A 23897-nucleotide genomic window follows, 5' to 3' on the forward strand; every position below is an offset into this window, starting at 1 on the left:
AAATATTTTCGACACCACCATATATTGTATTTACAGCAAATAATAAAAAATTTGTCAAACTCAAAATAAAATAGATTTTGAAGTAAATCCAAGATTTCGACCGTTTTTCTGCCGAAAATCATAAATTTCAACAAAATCCACCACTTGCACTTTTATATGACTAGGAATATGTGAGGGGTTGTTTAATAGCTAATTTGTTCTCTTACTTCCATCCTTTCAATAAAAAGAAAAAGCCGCAGCGGCTTTTCCTTTACCTTTTAAAATTCCATTCTTCTGATTCATATCTATCATTAGCAATCTTATCTACATATGCTAATTCTTCTTCTGTTAACTGATATGGCTGCAATTCGATATTTAATCCTTCAGCAAACCCTTTATAAAAAGCGTCTTTCGCCTCTTCAAGTGTGATTCGCCTTGGACTGATTTCATTGATGGCAACAGCTTTACTCTTAAAAGCTTTCCTCATTCGCTCCTTTACACGCTCATTAGGGTATTTAAATAAGCTGAATAACTTTTCTTCGTCTAAATCTAGAAGAATCGATCCATGCTGCAGGATCACACCCTTTTGTCTTGTTTGAGCGCTGCCTGCAACCTTACGTCCTTCGACAACAAGCTCATACCAGCTTGGAGCATCAAAACAGACAGCAGAACGAGGAGACTTTAATGCTTCTCTTTCTTCCTTCGTTTTTGGTATGGCAAAATAAGCCTCAAGCCCTAAATGATGAAATCCTTTTAAGATTCCTTCTGATATTACTCGGTATGCCTCAGTAACTGTCTTAGGCATTTCTGGATGCTCCTCAGAGACAATGACACTATATGTAAGTTCATGATCATGAAGAACCCCCCTGCCCCCAGTCGGCCTTCTTACAAAGCCTAAGCCATATTTTTTTACCGCTTCTAAATCAATTTCCTTCTCAACCTTTTGAAAATAGCCGATTGAAAGTGTGGGGGGATTCCAGCCATAAAAACGAATGACGGGAGGAAATTTACCTTCACTATGCCAATTAAGCAATGCCTCATCTAAAGCCATATTAAAAGCCGGAGAACCGTTTCCGGAATCAATAAAACGCCAAATTTCTTTTTCCATACTATAAACCTCGTTTTTATATTGTTTATTCCAATCATAAATTAGTCTATCAAAATAAGATAAAAAAACAAAGAAACCTGTTTTGGTATAATTTTTTTAGTCTTGCATAAAAGAATTTTTGTGAACAACCTTTACCATTAATGATAGGACTTATATAATTAATTCTGTCTGATGCAGCAAAGCTTTGAAAGGAGTAAGAAAAATTGAGTACACTTTATTCATTAATCGTTATGATCGTAGTCGTAGCTGCCTATTATGGTGGTTCCTGGCTTTATCAGCGAAAAGTAGTTAAAACGGTTACAGAAGAGGAATTTCGTGCTGGCTATCGAAAAGCACAGCTTATTGATGTACGTGAACCAAATGAATTCGAAGCAGGACATATTTTAGGTGCCCGTAATATTCCGCTTACACAAATGAGAATGCGCATGAAGGAAATTCGTCCTGATCTTCCTGTTTATTTATATTGCCAAAGTGGCATGCGCAGCGGTCGTGCCGCAACACAGCTATATCGAAAAGGCTATAGAGACCTTACCCATCTAAAAGGTGGCTTTAAAGGCTGGACAGGCAAAGTAAAAACGAAAAAATAACTAATAAAAGAGCTGATTCTCCGAATCAGCTCTTTTATTACCCTATTAACTATTTTGATAACGCAGAATCGGTTTGCGAGCCGCAGTGGTTTCATCTAAACGACCGACTACGGTTGTATGGGGTGCTTCTTGGACAATTTCCGGATTTTCTTCAGCTTCTTTTGCAATTTGGATCATCGTATCAATAAAGGAGTCCAGTGTTTCCTTCGATTCTGTTTCTGTTGGTTCAATCATGATGCATTCTTCCACATTTAGTGGGAAGTAAATGGTTGGCGGATGGTAGCCAAAATCAAGGAGACGTTTTGCGATATCCAAGGTACGTACTCCTAATTTTTTCTGACGTCTGCCGCTTAGCACAAATTCATGCTTGCAATGGCGATCATATGGAAGATCATAATAATCGGCAAGTCTTCTCATCATATAATTTGCGTTTAGCACCGCATATTCCGTTACAGCTTTTAGCCCATCAGGTCCCATTGAGCGGATGTACGTATAGGCACGAACATTAATTCCAAAATTACCATAATAAGGTTTTACTCGGCCAATCGATTGCGGACGATCATAATCAAATACATATTCTTCCCCTTGCTTAGTGATAACAGGCTTTGGAAGGAAAGGGATCAATTCTGCTTTAACACCAACCGGACCTGAACCTGGTCCGCCGCCGCCATGAGGGCCTGTAAAGGTTTTGTGTAAATTTAAATGAACTACATCAAACCCCATATCTCCAGGACGAGCTTTTGACAGAACAGCGTTCAAATTCGCACCGTCATAATAAACTTTTCCTCCTGCTGCATGAACAATTTCTGCCACTTCCACTATATTTTCCTCAAATAAGCCAAGTGTGTTTGGATTGGTTAACATTAAAGCGGCCGTATCTTCCCCGGCAACAAGTTTCAAATCTTCCAGATCAATAAGACCATTTTCATTCGATTTTACTGTGACGATTTCTAGGCCGGCTACTGTTGCGGAAGCAGGGTTTGTGCCATGAGCAGAATCAGGAATAATGACCTTATTACGATTTGTATCACCATTTGCTTCATGGTAGGCGCGGATTAGCATTAGTCCAGTCCATTCCCCATGCGCACCTGCCGCAGGCTGTAAAGTGACTTCATCCATCCCAGTAATCTCAACTAAATGCTGCTGCAGATCATACATCAGCTCGAGTGCTCCTTGAACAGAACTTTCATCCTGAAGCGGATGTATATGAGCAAAACCATTATAGCGGGCCACATTCTCGTTCATTTTTGGATTATATTTCATTGTACAAGATCCTAGTGGATAAAATCCTGAATCCACACCATGATTTCTTCTGGATAAAGCCGTATAATGACGCATGATATCGAGCTCTGATACTTCAGGAAGCTGAGCATCTTCATCACGCAGATACCCTTCAGGGAGCAAACTTTTTATATCTACTTCTGGTACATCCATTTCAGGAAGACTATAGCCAACACGTCCGAAAGTACTAGATTCAAAAATAAGAGGCTGATCTTGATTATTCATGTAAATCCCCCAATTCTTTCACGAGAGTATCAATTTCTTCCCTTGTTCGAAGCTCTGTTACACAAATGAGCATATGGCCTGCTAATTCAGGATAATTGCGTCCCAAATCATATCCGCCAATAAACCCTTTTTGCAAGAGCTGGCGATTTATTTCTTTAATCGGTTTATTCACTTTAACAACAAATTCATTAAACAATGGTCCCTCAAAAGCAATTTTGAAACCATTCGCCTTAAAAGCAGTCTTAGCATAATGAGCTTTTTGTAAATTTGCTGTAGCCATCTCCTTAACACCTTGTTTTCCTAATGCTGTCATTGCAACAGAAGCTGCTAAAGCATTTAAGGCTTGGTTGGAACAAATATTAGAAGTGGCTTTATCGCGCCTTATATGTTGTTCCCTTGCTTGCAGGGTTAAAACAAAACCGCGTCTGCCTTGATCATCAATTGTTTGCCCGACAAGGCGGCCAGGAACTTTACGCATTAGTTTACTAGTAACAGCAAAATAGCCACAATGCGGTCCTCCAAATGCAGTAGGAATTCCAAATGGTTGCGCATCACCGACAACAATATCAGCACTAAACTTCCCTGGAGGTGTAAGAACGCCTAAGGATAATGGATTGCTGGAAACAACGAACAATGATTTATGAGCATGAGTCACTTCTTCGATCTCTTTTAATGGCTCAATTTGGCCGAAAAAGTTTGGATACTGCACAATAACAGCTGCTATTTCTTCATTTACAAGCCCTTTTAGTTCATCTAAATCGGTCACACCGTTTTGAGCCGAAACTTCAATTACTTCAATACGTTGACCCTTTGCATATGTTTTAACAACCTCTCTTGCTTCAGGGTGAACAGCGCTAGAGATGATAATTTTTTTCTTTTTGGTATGTCCTGCACTTAACATCGCAGCCTCAGCAAGAGCTGTTCCACCATCGTACATCGATGAGTTTGCCACATCCATGCCCGTCAATTCACAAATCATGGTTTGAAATTCAAAGATCGCTTGAAGCTCTCCTTGGGAAATTTCAGGCTGATAGGGTGTGTAGGCAGTGTAAAATTCGGAACGGCTTAAAACATGATCAACAATCACAGGTATATAATGGTCATATACTCCCGCACCCAAAAAGGATGCATTTTTCTTAAGATCAGCATTTTTTTCAGCCATTCTCGCAAGTTCTTTCATTAAGGAGGACTCTGATTTGGCAGGCTTAATATTGTATTCGCCTTTAAATCTTACGCTTTCTGGTACATCATTAAAAAGCTCGTCAATGGAAGATACGCCGATCCTCTCGAGCATCGCTTTTTTATCTTCCTCTGTCATTGGTAAATAACGATGTTGGTTCATTCCCCTTGCTCCCTTCCGTTATTTCGTTCTTTTGTAAAAAGGTGTCGGAACAACTTTAGCTTTTAATTTCTTCCCGCGGATTTCAACTTCAACTTCCTGATCAAGCTGGGAATACTCCGTTTTAATCAGTGCAAGACCAATATTTTTCTTTAAGGTTGGAGATTGTGTTCCAGTTGTGACTTCACCAATTTGTTCATCCCCAGAAAAGACTAAATAACCGTGGCGGGGAATTCCGCGCTCAATCATTTCAATTCCAACAAGTTTTCTGGTAAGCCCTTCTGCTTTTTGCTTTAATAATGCTTCTCTCCCTAAAAAGTTTGCATCCTTGTTTAATTTAACAGCGAAACCAATTCCAGCCTCAAGCGGAGAAATATCCCTCGATAATTCCTGACCATATAGAGCTAAAGTAGCTTCAAAGCGCAACGTATCTCTTGCACCAAGCCCGCAAGGCAGAACACCCTCACTTTCTCCAGCTGTAAGAATTTCTTTCCAAAGCAGTGTGGCAACATCAGCATCACAATAGATTTCAAACCCATCTTCACCCGTGTAACCAGTTCGGGAGATAAGTGTTTTTTGACCACAAATATCTACATTTTGTTGAAATTTAAATGTGCCAATCCCGTTTAAATCTGCCCTAGTGAGTTTCTGTAGGACTGCTGCAGCTGCTGGCCCCTGCAGTGCCAATTGTGCCGTTTTTTCAGAAAGATTTTGAAGCTGAACATCGCCTTCTACATGTTGAACAAGCCACCCAAAGTCCTTTTCAATATTAGAAGCGTTAATGACAAGGAGATAATGGTAATCCGCTAGTTTGTAGATAAGCAAATCATCGACTGTTCCGCCATTTTCATAACACATTGCCGTATATTGGGCACCGCCCGTTTGCAGCTTAGCTACATCATTGGTAACCATTTTCTGTAAATAGTTTAAACTTTCCTTCCCTTTAACCTCGACTTCTCCCATATGAGAAACATCAAAAAGTCCTGCTCTTGTTCTGACGGCCTCATGTTCCTCTTTTATGCTAGAAAATTGGACAGGTAATTCCCAACCTCCAAAGTCAATCGTTTTTCCGCCGTATTCCTTATAAACTACAAAAAGCGGTGTTCGTTTCAATTCAGTCATTCAAATTCCCCCTTTTTTCGACTTATTTTGCCCACTAAAAAAGGACAGAAACCTCCCTTTTTAAAAAAGTAGGTCTCTGTCCTTGCACCTGAAAGTTTAACCAAAATGGCTTTCCCCTTTGGTGGCTGCATGACTAATGAAGCACTCTCCAGAGCTGCGTCAAACAAGAGTTCTTTTGCCTGAGAGATTCACAGTCTGTACTGCTTGCTCCTTCGGCGCTACATACAATCTTGTAGTCTCTCCCCTTGTTATCATCCGCATTTATAAAATTTAGCGAATTGGTCATACTAAAACAAACTCTAAAGATTTTACGTAATTAAAAATATTTCAAACTTTCAAAGCTACTTTCATCCTACATGAAAATGCTTACTTGAGCAATAAATTTTTATCTAAAAGGAGTTAATACGATGTCGGTCCAAATTGATTTTGATTCCTCCTGGCAGGATGGTTTACTGCATAGAATTGACCACGATGGACCATGGGGAAATTGGGAACTTTTTAAACTCGCAGTGGACATTGAAAGGCATTTAGTCATTCCTGAATTTGAGGGCCTCCAAGCCCCTAAGCATCTTCCAAATCTAACTCCGCTTCCCCATCAGCTTGAAACAGCAAAGCAAGTAATCGAAAACATGAATGGCAAAGCCATTCTTGCAGATGAAGTTGGACTAGGAAAAACTATTGAAGCCGGTTTAATTTTAAAAGAATACATGATACGCGGATTAGTCAAAAAGGTGCTGATACTTGTACCGGCCTCGCTTGTGACCCAATGGGCATCTGAATTAAATTCAAAATTCTTCATTCCAGCCGTTACACAGAGAAAAAGCTATGTTTGGGAACAATATGATGTCGTTGTTTCCTCCATTGACACAGCTAAGCGAAGCCCGCATCGAGAGATCATTAATGGGCTGGACTATGATCTAATCATTATTGATGAGGCCCATAAATTGAAAAATAATAAAACAAAAAACTATGAATTTGTCCAAAACCTAAAAAAGAAATTCTGTTTACTGTTAACTGCAACACCTATTCAAAACCGAATTGAAGAAATCTTTAACTTGGTCTCTCTTCTAAAGCCCGGACATCTAGGAAGTGAAACAGCTTTCTATGAAAAATATAAACGGGATTCCCGCTCCTTAAATGATGACGAGCATTTAAAAGAACTAGTGAATAAAGTTATGATCCGAAATCGTCGTGCTGACACGGGAATAGAATGGACAAAGCGAAAAGTAGAAACAATCCCAATCGAAATTACCGAGCAAGAAAAAGAATTATACAATGCGATAACCGAACTAAAAAGTGAAGGTGATTGGACGCAGGGTAGTGCCTTTTCTGTCATGACACTGCAGCGTGAAGCATGCAGCAGCAGGGAAGCTGTCTACCATACTTTGAAAAACATGCTAGAAAAACAGGAAAACCCAAGTCAAGCCTACAAGGATAAAATCCAATATTTAATTTCTAAAGTAGAGGCAGTCGGGCAAAATTCAAAGGCCAAAAAAGCACTGGAGCTGATACAATCCATTGATGATAAGGTCATCATTTTTACCGAATATCGGGCTACCCAACTTTATTTACAATGGTTTTTAAAACAACATGGTATTACATCCGTCCCTTTCCGCGGAGGATTTAAGCGCGGGAAAAAGGATTGGATGCGCGAGCTGTTCCAAAAACAGGCCCAAGTCTTAATAGCAACTGAAGCTGGTGGTGAAGGGATTAACCTGCAGTTTTGTCATCATATTATTAACTTTGATTTGCCATGGAATCCAATGCGCCTTGAACAGAGAATTGGCCGGATTCATCGGCTTGGCCAAGAAAAGGATGTTATGATCTATAATTTTGCGATTAAGGATACGGTTGAAGAACATATCTTAAAACTGTTATATGAAAAAATTCATCTTTTTGAGAAAGTAATTGGAGAGCTCGACGATATCCTAACAAAGCTTGAATTTGGCAATATTGAAGATCACTTAATTGATATTTTTAGCGGGTCATCTTCAGAAGGTGAAATGCGAATCAAAATGGAAAACCTCACTTCAATGATTGAGTTTGCCAATGATTTAAAAAAGGAGGATTTACATGCAGCAGCAGGAAATACATCAATTTCTTGAACAGTACTTTCTAGCAAATAATTGTCAATTTATGCAAAATGGGCCTGGATTTATGAGTGTCCAATTAACCGTGGACCTTGATAAAGAACTAATGAACCGACCATTTTATTGGCATTATTTAGAAAAACCGGTGGTATCCCAAACCCAATGCAGCTTACTTTTATAACAGATCAAAATAAGGCTCCTGATTCAATAAAAGGGGAGACGATTCATTTTGGTTCGCCCAGACTACATCAAATTTTTCAATCAACTAAAAGCCTTGCGGGCTATATTCGCCTTTACGAGAATCATAACTATAGCAATCAGCAAACCCCCTTATATCCTTGGCTATGTCTGAATTTAAAAATTTCTTACAAATGTGATCGTAAATGCGATATCTTTAGGTCAATTGGTTTGCAGTTGATTACAGGTCAAATGGTGGAAGATTTCCATACCACGTTATTGACGGTCCCGTTAACACCAAAGATTCCAGACTACTCTTTTACTCTTTCACCCCTTATTAAGCCAGTGAGCGGAATAAATCGGATCGAAAAATTTATCAAGATGGGAATCAATAATGAAGATCATAATTGGGCAGAGGAAGCTAGAAACCGCTGGGAAAAGGACCTACAGTTGTTAGATCATTTTTATGAAAACGAGGAAAATAAAAACGAGAGCTATGAAATAGAAAAAAAAGCTCTACAAGAACAATATGAACCGAAAATCATTATTTCATATATTAATGGCGGTCTATTTTACTTAACTCAAAAGTCTTTTTAACTTCTTGACTGTTCCCTTCATTTTTTAAAATTTTTTTCTAAAAAATGAAGGGATAGACGGAATTCTGTCGAATAAACTTATATATTCATGAAAGGTGGTGTTTTTTATTGTAAGCGCTACAGAAATATTAGCCAATCGAATTATCTCAGATGCCGTTAGAAACCAAGCAACAGATATTCACATTATTCCTCGAAGAACAGACACACTCATCCAATTCCGTTTAACAAACAAGTTAATTCCTCGTTTATCACTGCCAATTGAAGATTGTGACCGACTTATCTCCCATTTTAAATTCACAGCTAATATGGATATTGGCGAAAGAAGACGTCCGCAGAATGGTGCCTTTATTTGCGAAATCAACGGTGAGTTGCTTGGACTGAGACTCTCCACTCTGCCCTCCAACAGTCGAGAAAGCCTCGTCATTAGGTTATTGCCGCAACAAGAACAAATCCCCTTCCATCAGCTATCCTTATTCCCATTAATGACCAGAAAGTTGCTTGCACTTCTCAAACATGCCCATGGCTTAATTATTTTCACAGGTCCCACTGGAAGCGGAAAATCAACTACCCTCTACTCTCTTTTAAATGAAACTGCACACCTTTTTCACCGTAATGTCATTACCCTTGAAGATCCAATCGAAAAAAATTATGATTCCGTACTACAAGTGCAAGTGAACGAAAAAGCAGGCATCACGTATGCAACTGGTTTAAAAGCGATCTTACGACACGACCCAGATATTATCATGGTTGGGGAAATCAGGGATAGCGAAACAGCTAAAATTGCTGTACGTGCTGCCCTAACCGGTCACCTTGTCTTGACAACCATGCACACTAGGGATGCCAAGGGGGCTGTTTATCGTCTGCATGAATTTGGCGCCAATTGGCTTGAAGTCGAACAGACCTTGGTCGCAGTCACTGCACAAAGGCTGGTTGAGCTAACATGCCCTTTTTGTGAGGATGAGTGTACACCGTTTTGTTACACGGAGGGAAGATGGAAAAGAGCAAGTGTTTTTGAACTTTTATCAGGAAAAAATCTTCATTTGGCGATGAAGGAAGCAAAGGGGGCTAATGTCGATCTAAATTATCGGACATTAAAGGATGTTATTCGAAAAGGAATTGCCCTCGGATATATTAAAGAAAGTGAATACGAAAGGCTTGTATATGATGAAACAACGTAAATGGACCTTGATGGAGCAAGCAACTTTTTTAAAAAGGATTGGTGAGTTGTTAGCAAGAGGATATCCGGTTGCAGAGGCAATGGAATCCGTTTCCTTTCAATTATCCCCTTCAAAAAAAGTGGAGTTAGTAGAATGCTTAGCTGCATTAAAAAAAGGACTTACCTTTCATGAGGTATTAGCCACCCTTGGATTTCACAGTGATTTGATCGGCTACGTCTATTTCGCAGAACAACATGGGAGCTTTGCCGAAGCCCTTTTAGAAGGAAGCGGACTTGCATTAAGAAAAGCAAAAGATATGCATTCCTTATTAAAACTCCTACAATACCCCTTAGTCTTAATTATGATCACTGGCTTTTTATTTCTCTTTGTTGAAAAAATGTTATTACCTAAATTTACCTCGTTATTTAAATCAATGAACCTTGAAGCAAATTTTTTCACAAAAATTGTTTATGCATTTGGACAATTTTTTCCAACAGTCATTTTTGCCATGTGCATGATCCTCGTATTATTAGGAATCTACTACTGGTTCATTTTCCGAAAAATTTCCGTGCTCCAACAAAAATCCCTCTTGTCCAATCTTCCGCTAATTGGAAATTCCCTCAAATTATTGTATACTCACTATTTTTCCACACAATTAAGTTTTCTATTATCAGGCGGGATTTCCTTTTCTGAGGCACTCTTGTTATTTGAGAAAAATAAGAACCAGCCCTTATACAGTGAGCTGTCTAAACAAATCAAGTTAAAACTGGTTACAGGTGAACACCTAGAGTCAATTTTGGGCAGTTTTCCATTTTTTGAAAAGGAATTTCCACTAATCGTTAAACACGGCCAAGAAAATGGAAAGTTAGATCAGGAATTACTGTTTTACAGCAAGCATTGTATTGTCCTTTTAGAAGAAAAGGTGGAAAAAAGTTTAAAAACCATTCAGCCCATTCTCTATTTATTTATTGGTTTTCTCGTTGTGTCAATGTACTTAGCAATCCTATTACCAATGTTCCATCTAATGGATGGAATCTAAAACGGAGGAAAATAGATATGAAAAATGAAAAGGGTTTTACGTTAATTGAAATGATGATTGTCATGCTCATTATCTCTGTTTTGTTAATCATTACAATTCCAAATATTACGAAGAATAATTCCAATATCAATAACAAAGGCTGCAGTGCTTTTAAAAAAATGGTAGAAGCCCAGATCCAATCATATGAAATGGAAAATGACCAACCACCGACATCGATCAAGGAACTTATTGATGACAATTATTTAAAAACAGATAAATGTCCTGACGGGACACCTGTTGCCATTCAAGCAGATGGAACTGTTGAAACTGTTGTAGTCCAATGAAATCTGAACAAGGCTTCACGCTCATAGAAGCATTGTTTGTATTAGCAATTTTCCTTATCATTGCCACGGTTTCTGCTATTTGCTTTAAACCGCAACATGAAACGATGGAAAGCGAAGCATTTCTATATCAGCTTCAGTCAGACCTATTTTACGGCCAGCAATATGCGCTTTCCCACCAGCATACCGTTTCCGTCGTTATCTATCCGGATCAGCATTATTACATTTTACGCTACACCCCAACATCAAAGCCCTTTTTAACAAGGTATTACTCCAATTTAATAACGATTTCCCCTGTTACCCTTTCATTAGTTTTCGATTTTACTCCAAGTGGGTCTGTGAATAAGTCTGGTTCTATTGCGCTCCAATGTGGAGGTAAACATTACCTATTAACCATTTTGATTGGAAAGGGCCGTTTTTATGTGGTTAAAGAATGATGGGCTAATATTGGCCGAGCTTCTGCTGTCATTATCATGTTTATTAATGCTTGGCTTGTTTTTCATCCCTTTGATCATTGATTTTAAGGTAAAAGACCGTTCTCTTCAGGTTGAAAAGCAAGCATATCAACTTTTGTACGATGAGTTATACACTTTTACCAACAATCCCCTTTTAACTTCCAATCATTCAGTTATTATTAATGAAATTGAATATCAGATTTTTTGGCAGGAAATAGCTGATTCGGGGCAAAAGGAGGTGTGCGTTAAGGTTGAAAAGAATCTTTTTCAGATTGAAAAAAGCATTTGCAAAACACCTGAATGAACATGCCTTTACACTTGTTGAAATGTTATTTGCCTTTTTGGTTTTTACAGTCATCATCTTTTTTATTTCACCACTTTTGGGTGTCATGGTTCAACATAATGCCCCTTCCATAAGGTTTCAGGAAATGGAGTGGGATGTATTTTCCAGCCAAATTAAAAAAGAAATTCGAATGAGCACAAAAGGGCAAGTTGTTAGTAACCGTCTAATTTTAACGGAAGATGGCGGCAGTATTTCTTTTGAAAAATATGAAAATATTCTCCGAAGGCGGGTAAACAATACAGGACATGAAGTTTTGCTTCAAAACGTTGCAGAAGTAAATTTTACCCTTTTTCCTAATATGGTAAGAGTTGATGTAAAGGCTTTAAATCATCGAGAATATCTTTTAAATGTTCCCACATTTCTCAATTGGAGCAGTACACCATGATGAAAAATCAGAGGGGATTTACTTACCCATTGACACTTTCAATCCTTTTATCGTTTCTCATTTTCTTTTCCATTCAAGTAGACCAGCTTTTGGCAGATGAAAAAATGTTCCACGAAACAAAGAACATTTTATTGGAAGAGTATTATATGTTCATCTCAATAAAAAATGTTGAGGGAAAACTTCAAACTGGTGAAACCATTGCACAAAAAGGTACCTTTCCATATCTTAATGGGTATATCAGCTACCAAGCAGATTTACCATCAGGCAGTACGCAAAAAATAACGTTCACACTTCAGCTTCCTAGTGGAGAAACCATTGTTGGTATTGGATATTTTGATAAAAATTTAAAAAAGTTAACAAAATGGGTCGAAAAAAACTAACTAAGAACCTTTTAGCATGGATCATGGGTGTTTGTTACGGTTTTAAACTGGACATACTTATCTATAATAGGTTTTAGGTAGGTGTGTCCATGAAAACGAATGATTATGTAAAATATATGACACAAACATTTGTAAAATTTATTGACCAGCCAAGAGAAGAGCGCATGCGGCAAAGACAGGAAAGACGAGAAAATAAAGCGGCGTTTTGGTTTCGTTGGTTTGGTATTATGCCTTATATACTGTACAGTGAGGTAAAAAAGAGAAAAAGATCGTGAAGGAACAGGTATTCCTGTTCCTTTTTATTTCTGTCAACATTTTTTTGTGATTTATTTCTCATTTTTTGAACATTATAAGACTGTAATTGTGAACATTTTCTAAACATATAGTGTTTATATTGTTAACCTCATTCCCTAGCTCTAAAAACTGTAATATAATTGAAAATATTATGGGGGTCAGAGGTGAACTAGATGGAACAAACATTAAAAATTACAAACGTATTATCAGATCCAACACGTTATTACATCTATCAATACATTACTAATCGTCATCAAGAAGTAACTGTTCAAGAAGTAGCTGACCATTTTAACATTCATCCAAATGTCGCGAGGCTACATTTATCAAAACTAGAAGATGTAAATATGCTTGCTTCCGAAACAAAAAAAACAGGAAAAGGCGGCAGACCAAGCAGATTGTACCGTCTTTCAGATGATGTGATCCAACTTCACTTTCCATTCCGCGATTATATGCTTTTAGCAAAGGTTGCGATTGAGACAATGGTTTCACTTGGTGAAGCAGGAAAAACAGCACTATACCATACAGGAAAACGGTTTGGTGCAGAAGTAATTGAACAAGAATTGGCGAAAAAATCATTATCCAACAATGAATTGGAATTCGAGCAAAAGCTAAATATCTTAAAGAGTGCTGCAACTCTTGCAGGTTTTTATCCTGAATTTGAAGTAAATGGTGATCATTCCAAAATTTATTTTCAAATCTTTAATTGTCCATTTAAAGAAGTTGCACAGGACCATACTGATACAGTTTGTAATATGCATCAGGAATTTCTTCGAGGGATGTTTGAAGCGCTGTTTAGTTCTGCAGAACTGATTGAAAAAGAAAATATGATCAAAGGATGCAGTCACTGCAGTTATCAAGCTGTAGTTTCAAATTAACGGTGCATTACAGTAACTCCCGATATTTACTTTACGTTTGCTTTTAACTTATAATAATGTAGTGATGGTATATAAGGTAAAAGGAGGGATTAAATGGATCGAATGTTTAGAGTTTTAGGTTTTTGGACAGGGATATTTACAGTCATGTTCTGGCTTGGCGGCATGGACAAAACGGCAATGCTATTCCTTGCTCAAACTGGTTTCTTTGTTCTCCTAAGCTATCTTAAACTATCAGAGCGAATGTATATGTATGTATTTGCTGCATATCTAACCATTTTCTTTGCCGGCTTTACATATTGGACTACCTTTATGATGCCACTTAAAGGTCCACTTCAGTAAGCTGGTAAGTGTTGCGTGTAAATGGTGAAAAAACGCTGGAGACTTTTCTCCAGCGTTTTTTCTTTTAGTTTGGAAATAATTCTGTTTGATCGCATTTCATGTCTTTTTCCTGTATGCAAACATGGAACGAAGAACTCATTCCCGTTGGCATGATGAGACTGCGAATCGCGCGGTTTCTTTTGCTTTGTTCTGAAAATGGATTGGGGTCAAAATGTTCCTGGAGCTCTTGGAGAATTCCTGCCTTTAATAGGAATTCATCTTGTCTAAGCTTAGCCGCAAAATGTAACTGGGCATCGTTTCCTATTTTGATCAGCGAGTCAAAGTGGATATGTGATGTAATATCCATCTCTCCAGGGTGCTGGAGGACATTTTCAATCATTTGATGCTGATAGTAGCCTCTTAAGCTCCCTTTCCTCCTTTGCGGCTGCATCCATTCGTCATGTGTATAACCATAGTCCACTGTTGTTACCAAGCCTCTAACCAGAACCTTCCCCATTTCACCAAGCATATTACCCATATAGAGTGGAATCTCTATTCGCTGTTTCTCATTTAACTCAAATTCATTTTCTTGTAAAAATTGAAGAATAGCTTTGTCTGTTAATGGTACCTTTACTTCCTGCAATTGGTCATTTTCGATACCCACCATTACTTCAAAAAGCCCACCATTTTCTTTTTCAACAACATGTACAGGTAATGCATCAAATAGTTCATTTGAAAAAACCATCCCCTCAAAGGGAGCAAGTTCATTCAAGTTAGCTGTTTGTTTAACATCAAAGTCTGTTAATAATTCATTTTGTAATTTTCGATGATACGGACTGCTCTCGACAATGAAGTAGGTAATCGGAGTTCTCACCTTCGAGTGCCATTCCTCCAAAAATGCTCTGGCAAATCGCCCATTACCTGCACCAACTTCACAAAATACCGGGGAAGCTGGGTTTTTTTCACGATAAAGGAGAACCATTTGGCAATAATCCGTCCAAATATATCTGAAATATTACTTGTAGTGATAAAATCTCCTTCTCTACCAATTTTCTGTTTATCTTTCATATAGTAGCCATACTCTGAATGATAAAGGGCTTGGCTTATGTAATCTGCGTAAGTGATTAACTGTCCAGGTGAGCGTTGGATCATGTCTTTTAAGTATGTAATCATTTTTAGCCTCCGAATTAATACCATTGACATAGTGTTAATTTTCGTTGTATTTTATATGTATTAGCTTAACTGTATACCTTCCAGTATAATATAAAAACTTCCCTTAAAAACCCTTCTCATCAATTCGAGAAGGGTTTTTAATTTTCTATTAGAAGCCATTTAAAAATGGGTTGCTCTCCATTTCTTCTTCAATGGTTGTAGTGGGTCCATGCCCCGACATAACGATTGTTTCCTCAGGAAGCGTCAAGAGCTTATCATGGATACTTTTTAATAGTTGAGAGTGGTTACCTTCCACCAGGTCTGTTCGGCCAATACTGCCCTTAAATAAGGCATCTCCCGAAACAACTACTCCATCATTTTCAAAGTAATAAGAAACACTACCAGGTGAATGTCCAGGCGTTTCATAAATCGTAAACTCAAAGGGCTCTAGCTTCATCTTTTCTTCTCCAGTTAAAAGACAATCAGCTGGCTTTACATGAGTATGTCCCTTAGTAAAATGATACGATCCATTTAACATCGGATCAGCTAGCCAGTTTTTTTCATTTTTATGGAGATAAACAGGAATGTTAAAAAATTCCCGTACCTCATCAACTGCCCCTATATGATCAAAGTGAGCATGTGTTAATAGAATAGCTATTGGCTTTAGTTTGTTTTCATTTAACCATGATATAAGCTTTTTCCCTTCACTTCCCGGATCAAAAATTAAACAGGTCCCTTCTGGATTTTCAATGATATAACAATTTGTTTGCATTATCCCTAAGGGAATTTGAGACCACTTCATTCCTTTACCTCCAATTGCATAATTTCATTAAACTTACTATATCTAAATTACCATAAAAAAAGAAGAGGTTCCTTTGACGAAAGTAAACTGAATCAGGCAATTTTTGATGTCCTTCTTTTTTTTGCCCTCGACAAACAGATGAAAAAACTATAAAATGTATGTAATTGTATAAAATAACTTACATAACCATTAATAATACCTTTATTTGTTGATGATTACTTAATAAAAGGAGGCTAATACATGGGACTAGTTATTATTTTGACTCTAATAGCAATCTTGGCAGCTTTTGGTACACTTCGTTCGCTTAAGAGTAAAAACTTTTTAGGTGCATTCTGGGGTGCAGCATCCTTTCTAGTTTTCGGCTGGTTTGTTGTTATGACAGCTATTCATCATGGAGTTCCAGTTGGAACCCATTAAAAATGGATCACATCCCTTTTTTCGGCAGTTTTCAATATTGAGATTATGATAATAACTATTAAACAAAAAAGACTGCGATAGCAGTCTTTTATTATTATTCGTTAAGCAACTTGTTTACTTTCTCAACCTTTTCTTCCATTTTTCTGCTTTTATCTCTGCGATCATCAATTCGAATCGACGTGCAGACACGTTGGATCCCTTCTTTAAAAGGCTCTTGATGGATTGCCTGGACTACTTCAAGGAGTACTGCCAATTCACCTTCAATAATGGTATTCATCGGTGTCAGCTGAAAACGGATTTTTCCTTCTTCTTCATATTTCTTTAACACCTTTTGTACACTAGCAACATATTTACTTACGCTAGGAGTTTCTGTGCCAACCGGTATAACGGTAACATCAATAATTGCCACTTTTTTTGCACCAGCTTTCTCAATCTAATTTGCAAATTTATTTTACCACTACAAAACCAAAAAGAAAAAGAATGAGCTGGTCGCTTCATTCCTTTACGATGTTCGAAATTTTTTTTGTCCGAAGATCAATTATCTTTTCAAAACGATTCCCATACAAGCATACATCCCCTGACGGAGATAGGGCAATCGGTTCATTATCCAGGCCATCAAGGAGTACGGTATTTTTTTTGCTACTTAGATGATAAGCAACAAGCTGAAATCCTTCGTTATAGGTATCTGCTTCAGTACTTTTTAATGGTCTTAAGGTGATAAATTGCTGTTTAGCTTCATTAAAATCATAAAAAGGAACAAGCCAATCTGAAAATTTTGTCAGCTGCGGGATCGTAAAATCATAAATAAGATGCAGCTTTTGATCATAGAAGGAGTAATTAGCCTTTTTTTCCTCTTGTGTGTTAACAGTTATTGTCATCATCATATTTTTAAAGGCTGAAAATTGAAATACCTTAGGAAATATTGTCTGTTCAGATGCATCTCCCAGCGAGCGAATCATTAGTGGCGCAAATAGTTTTTGTTGATTATTATCCCAATTTAAATATCCCAGCTTATCCTTACTAATCCATTTTAAGAATGGTTGGGGCAAGGAAAGTTCTTTTGTGGTTTTATGTTCGTAATCGACTAATAAAACTTGAAATGTCCAATCCTCTTGAAATTTTGTGATTAGTACCTGTGATTCTTGATAAGGATTCCATTCAAATGCTAACTGATAAGAAGTGATGATTTGTGAATATTTTTCAATCCCTTGGACATCAATAATTGTAATTTTCCCCTCATAGCTAGATGGTGCCGATTGGATTAGAATATTCTTCTTTGATGGGCTTATTTGAACGTCTCCAATCGGATATTCGCTTTTAAATAAGACTTTACTTTTCCCAGAAGAAAGCTGATAACGATAGAGCGTAGATGTTTGCTTATTATTCGTAATATAAACCAATTCATCATCTGAAAGCCAGCCGCCAACCTTAAAAAATTCACCTTCAGGAATGGAAATAGGTAATTTCCATTTTAATGGTGTATTAGGTTTATTAGCTTTCAAACTTTCATCTTTTTTAGGAGGTGATTGGTGATTGGTATTTGACTGTAATGAACAAGCATTTATGAGAAAAACAGAGATGACTAATATGATTATTTGAAAAGTACCCTTCAAAACTTTGTTTTTTCTCAATGCAACCAATTCACCCTTCCCCAAAAGCCTTTTCTACTAGTACGCCGTTTTTATCATAAGGTTTCAACTTTTTAATAAATTAGAAAAAAGCCGCAAATTCTCGGCTTTTTTAATACAACCAATCTATTAATGCTCTATTATTTTATAAAAAAAAGAGTAGGATGACAAACAAAAATTACCATTTCTTCACTGAGAATAATTAAACCCTCACCACCTATTTTCCTAGGTTATTTAGACAAAATTGTGAAGAAAATCCCTTCCACCTTTTTTAAGATGTTATCGAATTGGGATAATGGCAATGGATTTATTCCTTTCCCAAGCTCGATCGTAAAGGCTGGCCGTTTAAATTCCTGTAAAAACCAATCCTTATACCCACCATGACTATCTACATAACGAACTGCTTTATAACCGCTCTTCATTTCAAATTCTTTGGCAATTTCAGCAGACTCCTGCGTTTCATGCCCTTCATATCCCCAATAGAATTCTTCACCTTGGGTATGTAAAGCTAAGCAGTAATCGAATGGATTACTTTTTGCCAGTTCAGCCATCGCAACTGCCTCAGGCTCTGTCAAAGGCTCCTCCCCGGATAGTCCCTAGATGAAGGTTGTTTTGGTGCCTTTCTCTTTTTATCAATTTCCCAATTTGCCGGATATTGCTTATTTAAGTCGATCCCACGAATATTTGCCTTCCAATGAACAAATTCCTCGCTTCCCTCATTTATCCTTATAACATTTTCCCGAACTTCCAAAGGTGGTCCATTTAAAACAAGATCAACTCCATCAGGGTTGACCATTGGGACAATAGAAAGTTCGACATTATGGTACCACGTTAATGGGTTCTGCCCCCTCAAAGAAGCGCCTTTTGTTAATAAGAGTAAATATGAATTAAGGAGTTTCATCAATATTAAACTTGTAATCCATTCATTTGCATGAAAAGAACCATTGATGTGGACTAGTTTTTTTCCCTTTCCAACTCTTATTTCTTGGATTGATTTACCTAAGACACTCTTACCAATCGTATTCACTTTAATAAAGGGATAGATTTTTATTAGTTCATAGAGCACATTATTTAGTTTTCCATAATCAAAAGGCTTATTTGTCTGAATGGATGGTATCTTGATTTTTTTTGGAAAAATCAGTGTATCTCCTTGGTTTAGGTTGGCGGTAACTAATTCAGGATTTAAAATCCTGATTGCATCTAATTTTATCTTTTGCTGAGCCGCAATGCTCCAAAGTGAGTCCCCTGATTGAACCTTGTATGGAACGGTTACAAAACCAGGAATAAAGAGCTCTTCCCCGATTGCAAGCGTGACTGGATTCACATGACGATTTGAATCCAATATTAATTCTAATGGCAGGCCAAACAGTTGACTTACATAGCCTAATGAATCTCCCTTCCGTACATGAACCTTCATCCGTCATCCCCCTCATATAATAAAATACAGATGTTTCAAATGGGAAAAGATGAATTCATCTCCGATTATGAGTCTGTTACGTCTAGGGACTTTATTAGTTGCATACTTTACTGTCTTTGCCTCTCCCGCTGTAATTGAATTTCATGCCTCAAGATTAAAAGTGCTGTTTGGTAATCCCTTGTTTCAATTAATTGGGAATGGTATAGCTCCCTTAATTCTGCTTCCATTAATTCGAGATCTGCTACACGGTCTCCAATATAAATAAATGTTCCAAATTGTTTCAATAACTGTTGAATATCATAAATTGTTTTCATTTCTATCTCCTTTAGCTTATGGGATGGAGAACACACTTAGTATAATCTAAAGCACTTTTAGTCACAAGAATCGATTTTTATAAATTAATTTTTCCAGTATTTTCGTCATTTCTTGGTCAAGCACCCCATATATCTTAAATGGGACGTAACTAAAAAGGAAGAGGCTTGAATATGAATAAAAATATAGTGTTAATCGGAATATTGGTGTTTGCTTTTTTCACCATCGGAGTTATGAATAATCGCCAGTCTCAAATTCAAGAAAGTATCACATACTTTCCAATTGACCCTAAAGTAACCTATACATCCACCAATACCTCTATTCATTTTCAAAAACCACAAAAGTCCGATAAATATCTATTAAAATGGCAAATTGAATCTACACTTGACCGTAAGGCATATTTACGGCAGGATATTGGGTTCCTATTTTCAAATGGAAGATTAATTGCCAAACAAGGATATTGGAAACAAAATACAGATCATTTGATTCAAGAAAGAGAGATCGTGGGGAGGGAAAGTGCTCTTGTACAGGCACTTTCGTTTCATTATGCTGAGCTTCATGAAAACGATGAAAAGATTTTCAGTTCACAAAAAATGTCTGCAGACCAAATATACATCGCTAATCTACAAAACCAAGCTTTTCATAGTTTTCGTAACGCATTTTCCAAACAAGAGCAGGAATGGAAGCAAAAGCTTGATCAGCATACAAAAGAATTCCTTTATCACAGCTGGGAGAAAGGGATCCGATCTTTTTCAATTAATCCAGAACAATATGTTTCCTTCCCCTTAACGGATTTGTTTTTAAACCCAAGTTCCAGTTTCCCTGGTTTTACTGAACAAGAAACAAATCAGATCATAGGGAATCTATGGGAAGGTCTTTATAAGAATTATTTCCTCGGTATAAAAAAAGCAGATGGCACTAGGGTCAAACCTATCGGCAGTACCATCCCACTCATTTTAATTGCAAAAGATAAGTCACATTTACTTGTCCTAACAGAAACTGCCAATGGGGAGCCTACACTCCTCCGCCAGATGATTGGATATGGACATTAATTTCATTTACTAAATCCGTATATTGTTTCTGATCTGGCTTAAGTTTTGCGGCCTTTTCAGCATATATTTTTGCCGATTGTAGATCATTTTCCTGCATATACAGTAATGCAATATTATAACAGGCCTCGTCAAAATTGGGATCAAGCTTGATTGCCTTCAACAAATGTGGTTTTGCATCACTAAGCATATCCTTTTTCATTTCAACATAGGACATTTGAAAATAAAGTTGTGCTGATGGACTTTTGGTCTTATCAAGGGACTCTTTTAAGATTTTGTAGGCTTCATCATATTGATGATTTGAAATGTAATCCTGAGCAACAATAAGGCTTGAGCCCTCATCCTGAGCCCTTTTCGTATTGCTGAATCCATAAGAAAGCGAACCTAGAACAACCGCAATCGATACAAGGAAAAATAATAGCTGCAACCCTAACTTTTTCTTTTTTGGAAAATGAACAATTCCGGCAGCTAGAAATCCGCCAATTAATCCGCCAATATGGCCCGCATTGTCAATGCCTGTTGATGAAAATCCGAATGCAAGATTAAGGATTAACACGAAAATAACATTTCGGCCCATTGTTCGAGAGAATAGTTTCGGCATTACTGCACCAAAATACAATAATGCACCAAAACATCCGAAAATAGCGCCACTCGCACCCGCAGATAAATTGGTGCTAAATAAAAAGCTGGCAATAAATCCAGTTATTCCTGCAAACAAATAGATAAATATGAAGCGGATATTACCGAATATTTTTTCAACTGAGATTCCTAAATAATATAAAGCAAGTGAATTCATGGCAAGATGGAGAAAACCAATATGCAGAAATACCGGTGTAATAAAGCGCCACCATTGTCCCTCGTAAATTAAAGGATTCACCTTTGCACCATACTTGATCAAGGTTGTTGTATTGGTGCTGCCTCCATGTAATACAAGCCACAAAAACATGATTACCTGCGCAGCCAGAAAAGTATATGTAAAAATTGGCTTTCGTTTTGAAAAAACAGCTTGTTCCTCTTTTGCCTGTTTTTTCGCATGATCAAGGGTGTCTCCCTTTATTTTTGCAATATCCTCAGGGGCATAATCCTCTTCAATTGGGAAAGTTATATTTCGACCAAAATGCTCCGAAAGTTGTGTGAAACCAGTTTCATATGTACCTGCTACCATGAGAAAGCTACTTACGCTTGTTTTCGTACCATTGGGGAAAACAAATGGATGGTCAAGACGAAATTGATAATCATCAACAGGTGGGAATGGACTTATGTAAATATTCATGATTCTCAATTCAGTACGCCGCAGCTGGTTCCGAATTTTCTCTCCATTTGTTGCGGTAAACTCTATGTCTCTTTGCATATTATTGCTCCAGTCTATACGACTGAGCAGTATACGGATAATTGGGGCTTTTTTATTTTCTAATTTTTCAAGCCACAGTTCATTTTGTTCTTCAAACAATTGAATAATACGATAGTCTTGCTCGGAGATAAAAAAGTTTGCTAACCTCCAAAAGATAAATTCTTCTTTTAAACTCAAGCTTTCCCCTACTTTCTATTCACTTGCTTGGTGTTAGTCTAGTTTTTTTCGATAATCTTATTATAAACCATATTTAATTTTGCCGATAACTCCTAAACAAAAAGAAAAACCATCTGTGGTTTTCACCAATCAGATGGCCCTCCAAAAATAGTTTGCATCAATTTTTTCTTTACCCCAGGTAAACTCATCATTGAGCCTACTGCAATCCTTCGAATCCAGCCCGTACCGATTAAGGTGTTAAGAAGCCGAAAACGATACTTATAAACTAAATAACCTACCGTTCCAATCATAAATATAGATGTAAACATACGAGACATATTTATCCCTCCTACAATTAGTTTGGGAAATCTCTTAGTATATTATCCAGATATTTAAAAAATATTGGGCGCAACATCTAATAAATTACATTGTAATCAGATCGAGTTATTCCAAATGTTTTAAAACAGGCTCCATCGTTTGCTTCAACACTGAAACAGAGTGAGCAAATTTTTCTTGCTCTTCTTTATTTAAGTCCAGCTCGACCACTTCTCGTATTCCGTTACGATTAACAACCGCTGGCACTCCGATATAGATATCGTTTTGCCCATATTGCCCATCAAGGTAGGCAGAAACAGTTAACACTGAATTTTCATTGCCGAGGATTGCTTTTGTCACACGGACAAGCCCCATGGCTATACCGTAATAGGTAGCCCCTTTCCGATTAATAATATGATAGGCAGCATCACGGACATTTAAAAAAATGTCATTTAAATCTGACTGATTAAAACCCACTTTGTTTTTCGTCCACTCAGAAATACTCGTTCCAGCGATATCCGCATGGCTATACACTGGCAGTTCCGTATCACCATGTTCACCAATGATATAGGCATGGACATTGCGAGTATCCACGTCAAAATAATCCCCCAACAAATATCGAAAACGAGCAGTATCCAAGATCGTCCCAGAACCAATTACCCGCTCTTTAGGTAATCCTGAAAACTTCCAAACAGCATAAGTTAAAATATCTACAGGATTTGTTGCGACTAAGATAATCCCGTCAAACCCACTTGACATAATGCTACCTACGATCCCTTTAAATATGGCTGTATTTTTCTCAACTAAATCAAGACGGGTTTCCCCAGGTTTTTGATTTGCCCCTGCTGTTAAAACAACTAAGTCTGCATCCTTACAATCTGAATAATCACCAAACCATATCTTGGTACGAGACGGTGCAAATGGAAGCCCATGGTTTAAGTCCATGGCATCTCCTTCAGATTTTTCTTTATTTATATCAATTAAAACTAATTCTTCTGTAACTCCTTGGTTTAATAGGGCGAAAGCATAACTAGATCCGACAAAGCCCGTCCCAATGAGGGCCACTCTGTTTACGCGTTTTAACATGAAAAATCCTCCTTTTTTATCATTTACTGTATAATTCATTTACTTATTAAAAGATAACATACTTTTCCATAGTTATTAACTTGTTAAACACTACTGGAATCGTTGTCATTATAAACATTTTGTGACAATTGTCACTTTTGCA

General features: G+C 37.3%; 29 protein-coding genes, 1 pseudogene and 1 riboswitch. Of the genes and pseudogenes, 15 read left to right on the forward strand and 15 right to left on the reverse strand.

Translation table 11 applies throughout. From position 1 onward, the window contains the following. Positions 1-250: 250 nt before the first annotated feature. Positions 251-1087 (reverse strand): lipoate--protein ligase family protein, encoded by an 837-nt coding sequence (locus tag RCG17_RS05030; RefSeq protein WP_308174166.1) that lies wholly within the window; start codon positions 1085-1087, stop codon positions 251-253. A 230-nt stretch (positions 1088-1317) separates the two neighbouring features. Here RCG17_RS05030 and RCG17_RS05035 point away from each other — a divergent pair, with 230 nt between their 5' ends. Further along, positions 1318-1674: a rhodanese-like domain-containing protein gene (locus RCG17_RS05035; protein WP_308175766.1), complete on the forward strand. Its 357-nt coding sequence runs from the start codon at positions 1318-1320 to the stop codon at positions 1672-1674. 45 nt (positions 1675-1719) lie between these two features. Here RCG17_RS05035 and gcvPB read toward each other — a convergent pair whose 3' ends face one another. Genes gcvPB through gcvT form a run of 3 tightly spaced genes read right to left on the reverse strand, consistent with a single transcriptional unit; the run spans position 1720 to position 5641 of the window. Next, positions 1720-3180, reverse strand: coding sequence for an aminomethyl-transferring glycine dehydrogenase subunit GcvPB (gene gcvPB / locus RCG17_RS05040; RefSeq protein WP_308174167.1), 1461 nt, complete (start codon positions 3178-3180; stop codon positions 1720-1722). After that, the gene (gene gcvPA / locus RCG17_RS05045; protein ID WP_308174168.1) at positions 3173-4522 is read right to left on the reverse strand and encodes an aminomethyl-transferring glycine dehydrogenase subunit GcvPA; all 1350 of its coding nucleotides are present in this window, start codon (positions 4520-4522) and stop codon (positions 3173-3175) included. Before gcvPA ends, gcvPB begins: the two co-directional genes overlap by 8 nt. Before the next feature lie 18 nt (positions 4523-4540). Further along, positions 4541-5641, reverse strand: a complete 1101-nt coding sequence (gene gcvT, locus RCG17_RS05050; RefSeq protein ID WP_308174169.1) for a glycine cleavage system aminomethyltransferase GcvT — start codon at positions 5639-5641, stop codon at positions 4541-4543. Positions 5642-5798: 157 nt separating this feature from the next. Next, positions 5799-5896: riboswitch (glycine riboswitch) on the reverse strand. Between the two features lie 152 nt (positions 5897-6048). Here gcvT and RCG17_RS05055 point away from each other — a divergent pair. The 12 genes and pseudogenes from RCG17_RS05055 to RCG17_RS05110 all read left to right on the forward strand — a co-directional run bounded on the left by RCG17_RS05055 (position 6049) and on the right by RCG17_RS05110 (position 14091). Beyond that, positions 6049-7746 (forward strand): DEAD/DEAH box helicase, encoded by a 1698-nt coding sequence (locus RCG17_RS05055; protein ID WP_308174170.1) that lies wholly within the window; start codon positions 6049-6051, stop codon positions 7744-7746. Further along, positions 7715-8505: pseudogene (locus tag RCG17_RS05060) on the forward strand (YqhG family protein). Before RCG17_RS05055 ends, RCG17_RS05060 begins: the two are co-directional and overlap by 32 nt. Positions 8506-8602: 97 nt before the next feature. Then, positions 8603-9682: a competence type IV pilus ATPase ComGA gene (gene comGA, locus RCG17_RS05065; RefSeq protein ID WP_308174171.1), complete on the forward strand. Its 1080-nt coding sequence runs from the start codon at positions 8603-8605 to the stop codon at positions 9680-9682. Next, on the forward strand, positions 9666-10700 hold the full coding sequence (gene comGB / locus RCG17_RS05070; RefSeq protein WP_308174172.1) for a competence type IV pilus assembly protein ComGB: 1035 nt from the start codon (positions 9666-9668) through the stop codon (positions 10698-10700). Before comGA ends, comGB begins: the two co-directional genes overlap by 17 nt. Before the next feature lie 17 nt (positions 10701-10717). Continuing rightward, positions 10718-11023: a competence type IV pilus major pilin ComGC gene (gene comGC / locus RCG17_RS05075; protein WP_308174173.1), complete on the forward strand. Its 306-nt coding sequence runs from the start codon at positions 10718-10720 to the stop codon at positions 11021-11023. After that, the gene (gene comGD / locus RCG17_RS05080) at positions 11020-11457 is read left to right on the forward strand and encodes a competence type IV pilus minor pilin ComGD (protein WP_308174174.1); all 438 of its coding nucleotides are present in this window, start codon (positions 11020-11022) and stop codon (positions 11455-11457) included. The genes comGC and comGD overlap by 4 nt, the downstream gene beginning before the upstream one ends. After that, positions 11441-11779, forward strand: a complete 339-nt coding sequence (locus RCG17_RS05085; RefSeq protein WP_308174175.1) for a hypothetical protein — start codon at positions 11441-11443, stop codon at positions 11777-11779. Before comGD ends, RCG17_RS05085 begins: the two co-directional genes overlap by 17 nt. Beyond that, a complete protein-coding gene (gene comGF, locus RCG17_RS05090; protein WP_308174176.1) occupies positions 11727-12203 on the forward strand; it encodes a competence type IV pilus minor pilin ComGF in 477 nt (158 codons plus the stop codon). Before RCG17_RS05085 ends, comGF begins: the two co-directional genes overlap by 53 nt. Continuing rightward, complete coding sequence (comGG, locus tag RCG17_RS05095) at positions 12200-12583, forward strand: competence type IV pilus minor pilin ComGG (protein WP_308174177.1); 384 nt, start codon at positions 12200-12202, stop codon at positions 12581-12583. The genes comGF and comGG overlap by 4 nt, the downstream gene beginning before the upstream one ends. Before the next feature lie 89 nt (positions 12584-12672). Beyond that, positions 12673-12858 (forward strand): YqzE family protein, encoded by a 186-nt coding sequence (locus RCG17_RS05100; protein ID WP_308174178.1) that lies wholly within the window; start codon positions 12673-12675, stop codon positions 12856-12858. Positions 12859-13050: 192 nt separating this feature from the next. Beyond that, complete coding sequence (locus tag RCG17_RS05105) at positions 13051-13752, forward strand: helix-turn-helix transcriptional regulator (RefSeq protein WP_308174179.1); 702 nt, start codon at positions 13051-13053, stop codon at positions 13750-13752. A gap of 93 nt (positions 13753-13845) precedes the next feature. After that, positions 13846-14091, forward strand: a complete 246-nt coding sequence (locus tag RCG17_RS05110) for a DUF2626 domain-containing protein (protein ID WP_308174180.1) — start codon at positions 13846-13848, stop codon at positions 14089-14091. Positions 14092-14155: 64 nt separating this feature from the next. Here RCG17_RS05110 and RCG17_RS05115 read toward each other — a convergent pair whose 3' ends face one another. From RCG17_RS05115 to RCG17_RS05125, 3 genes are all read right to left on the reverse strand, one after another. Further along, positions 14156-15052, reverse strand: a complete 897-nt coding sequence (locus RCG17_RS05115) for a class I SAM-dependent methyltransferase (protein ID WP_308174181.1) — start codon at positions 15050-15052, stop codon at positions 14156-14158. Next, positions 14941-15243: a hypothetical protein gene (locus RCG17_RS05120; protein ID WP_308175988.1), complete on the reverse strand. Its 303-nt coding sequence runs from the start codon at positions 15241-15243 to the stop codon at positions 14941-14943. The genes RCG17_RS05115 and RCG17_RS05120 overlap by 112 nt, the downstream gene beginning before the upstream one ends. Before the next feature lie 148 nt (positions 15244-15391). After that, positions 15392-16024, reverse strand: coding sequence for an MBL fold metallo-hydrolase (locus tag RCG17_RS05125; protein ID WP_308174182.1), 633 nt, complete (start codon positions 16022-16024; stop codon positions 15392-15394). 240 nt (positions 16025-16264) lie between these two features. Here RCG17_RS05125 and RCG17_RS05130 point away from each other — a divergent pair, with 240 nt between their 5' ends. After that, positions 16265-16441: a DUF2759 domain-containing protein gene (locus RCG17_RS05130; protein ID WP_308174183.1), complete on the forward strand. Its 177-nt coding sequence runs from the start codon at positions 16265-16267 to the stop codon at positions 16439-16441. 94 nt (positions 16442-16535) lie between these two features. Here the strand turns inward: RCG17_RS05130 and RCG17_RS05135 are convergent, their stop codons facing one another. The 5 genes from RCG17_RS05135 to RCG17_RS05155 all read right to left on the reverse strand — a co-directional run bounded on the left by RCG17_RS05135 (position 16536) and on the right by RCG17_RS05155 (position 19800). After that, positions 16536-16850, reverse strand: a complete 315-nt coding sequence (locus tag RCG17_RS05135) for an MTH1187 family thiamine-binding protein (protein ID WP_308174184.1) — start codon at positions 16848-16850, stop codon at positions 16536-16538. Positions 16851-16935: 85 nt separating this feature from the next. Next, on the reverse strand, positions 16936-18072 hold the full coding sequence (locus RCG17_RS05140) for a YqgU-like beta propeller domain-containing protein (RefSeq protein ID WP_308174185.1): 1137 nt from the start codon (positions 18070-18072) through the stop codon (positions 16936-16938). A gap of 227 nt (positions 18073-18299) precedes the next feature. Continuing rightward, the gene (locus RCG17_RS05145) at positions 18300-18644 is read right to left on the reverse strand and encodes a M14 family metallopeptidase (RefSeq protein ID WP_308174186.1); all 345 of its coding nucleotides are present in this window, start codon (positions 18642-18644) and stop codon (positions 18300-18302) included. Next, positions 18641-19486, reverse strand: coding sequence for a M14 family zinc carboxypeptidase (locus tag RCG17_RS05150; protein WP_308174187.1), 846 nt, complete (start codon positions 19484-19486; stop codon positions 18641-18643). Before RCG17_RS05150 ends, RCG17_RS05145 begins: the two co-directional genes overlap by 4 nt. 107 nt (positions 19487-19593) lie before the next feature. Continuing rightward, complete coding sequence (locus RCG17_RS05155; protein WP_308174188.1) at positions 19594-19800, reverse strand: YqgQ family protein; 207 nt, start codon at positions 19798-19800, stop codon at positions 19594-19596. A 171-nt stretch (positions 19801-19971) separates the two neighbouring features. Here RCG17_RS05155 and RCG17_RS05160 point away from each other — a divergent pair, with 171 nt between their 5' ends. Beyond that, positions 19972-20850 carry a hypothetical protein gene (locus RCG17_RS05160; RefSeq protein ID WP_308174189.1) on the forward strand — a complete coding sequence of 293 codons (879 nt, stop codon included), beginning with the start codon at positions 19972-19974 and terminating at the stop codon, positions 20848-20850. On the opposite strand, the gene RCG17_RS05165 is transcribed toward RCG17_RS05160, so the two are convergent. The 3 genes from RCG17_RS05165 to RCG17_RS05175 all read right to left on the reverse strand — a co-directional run bounded on the left by RCG17_RS05165 (position 20813) and on the right by RCG17_RS05175 (position 23755). Further along, complete coding sequence (locus RCG17_RS05165; RefSeq protein ID WP_308174190.1) at positions 20813-22375, reverse strand: rhomboid family intramembrane serine protease; 1563 nt, start codon at positions 22373-22375, stop codon at positions 20813-20815. The two genes, RCG17_RS05160 and RCG17_RS05165, sit on opposite strands and share 38 nt — an antisense overlap. Positions 22376-22497: 122 nt before the next feature. Further along, positions 22498-22692: a hypothetical protein gene (locus tag RCG17_RS05170; protein WP_308174191.1), complete on the reverse strand. Its 195-nt coding sequence runs from the start codon at positions 22690-22692 to the stop codon at positions 22498-22500. Between the two features lie 106 nt (positions 22693-22798). Next, on the reverse strand, positions 22799-23755 hold the full coding sequence (locus RCG17_RS05175) for an L-lactate dehydrogenase (protein ID WP_308174192.1): 957 nt from the start codon (positions 23753-23755) through the stop codon (positions 22799-22801). Between the last annotated feature and the right edge of the window lie 142 nt (positions 23756-23897).

Source organism: Neobacillus sp. PS3-12, assembly GCF_030915385.1.
Lineage (GTDB): Bacteria > Bacillota > Bacilli > Bacillales > Cytobacillaceae > JAEVLT01.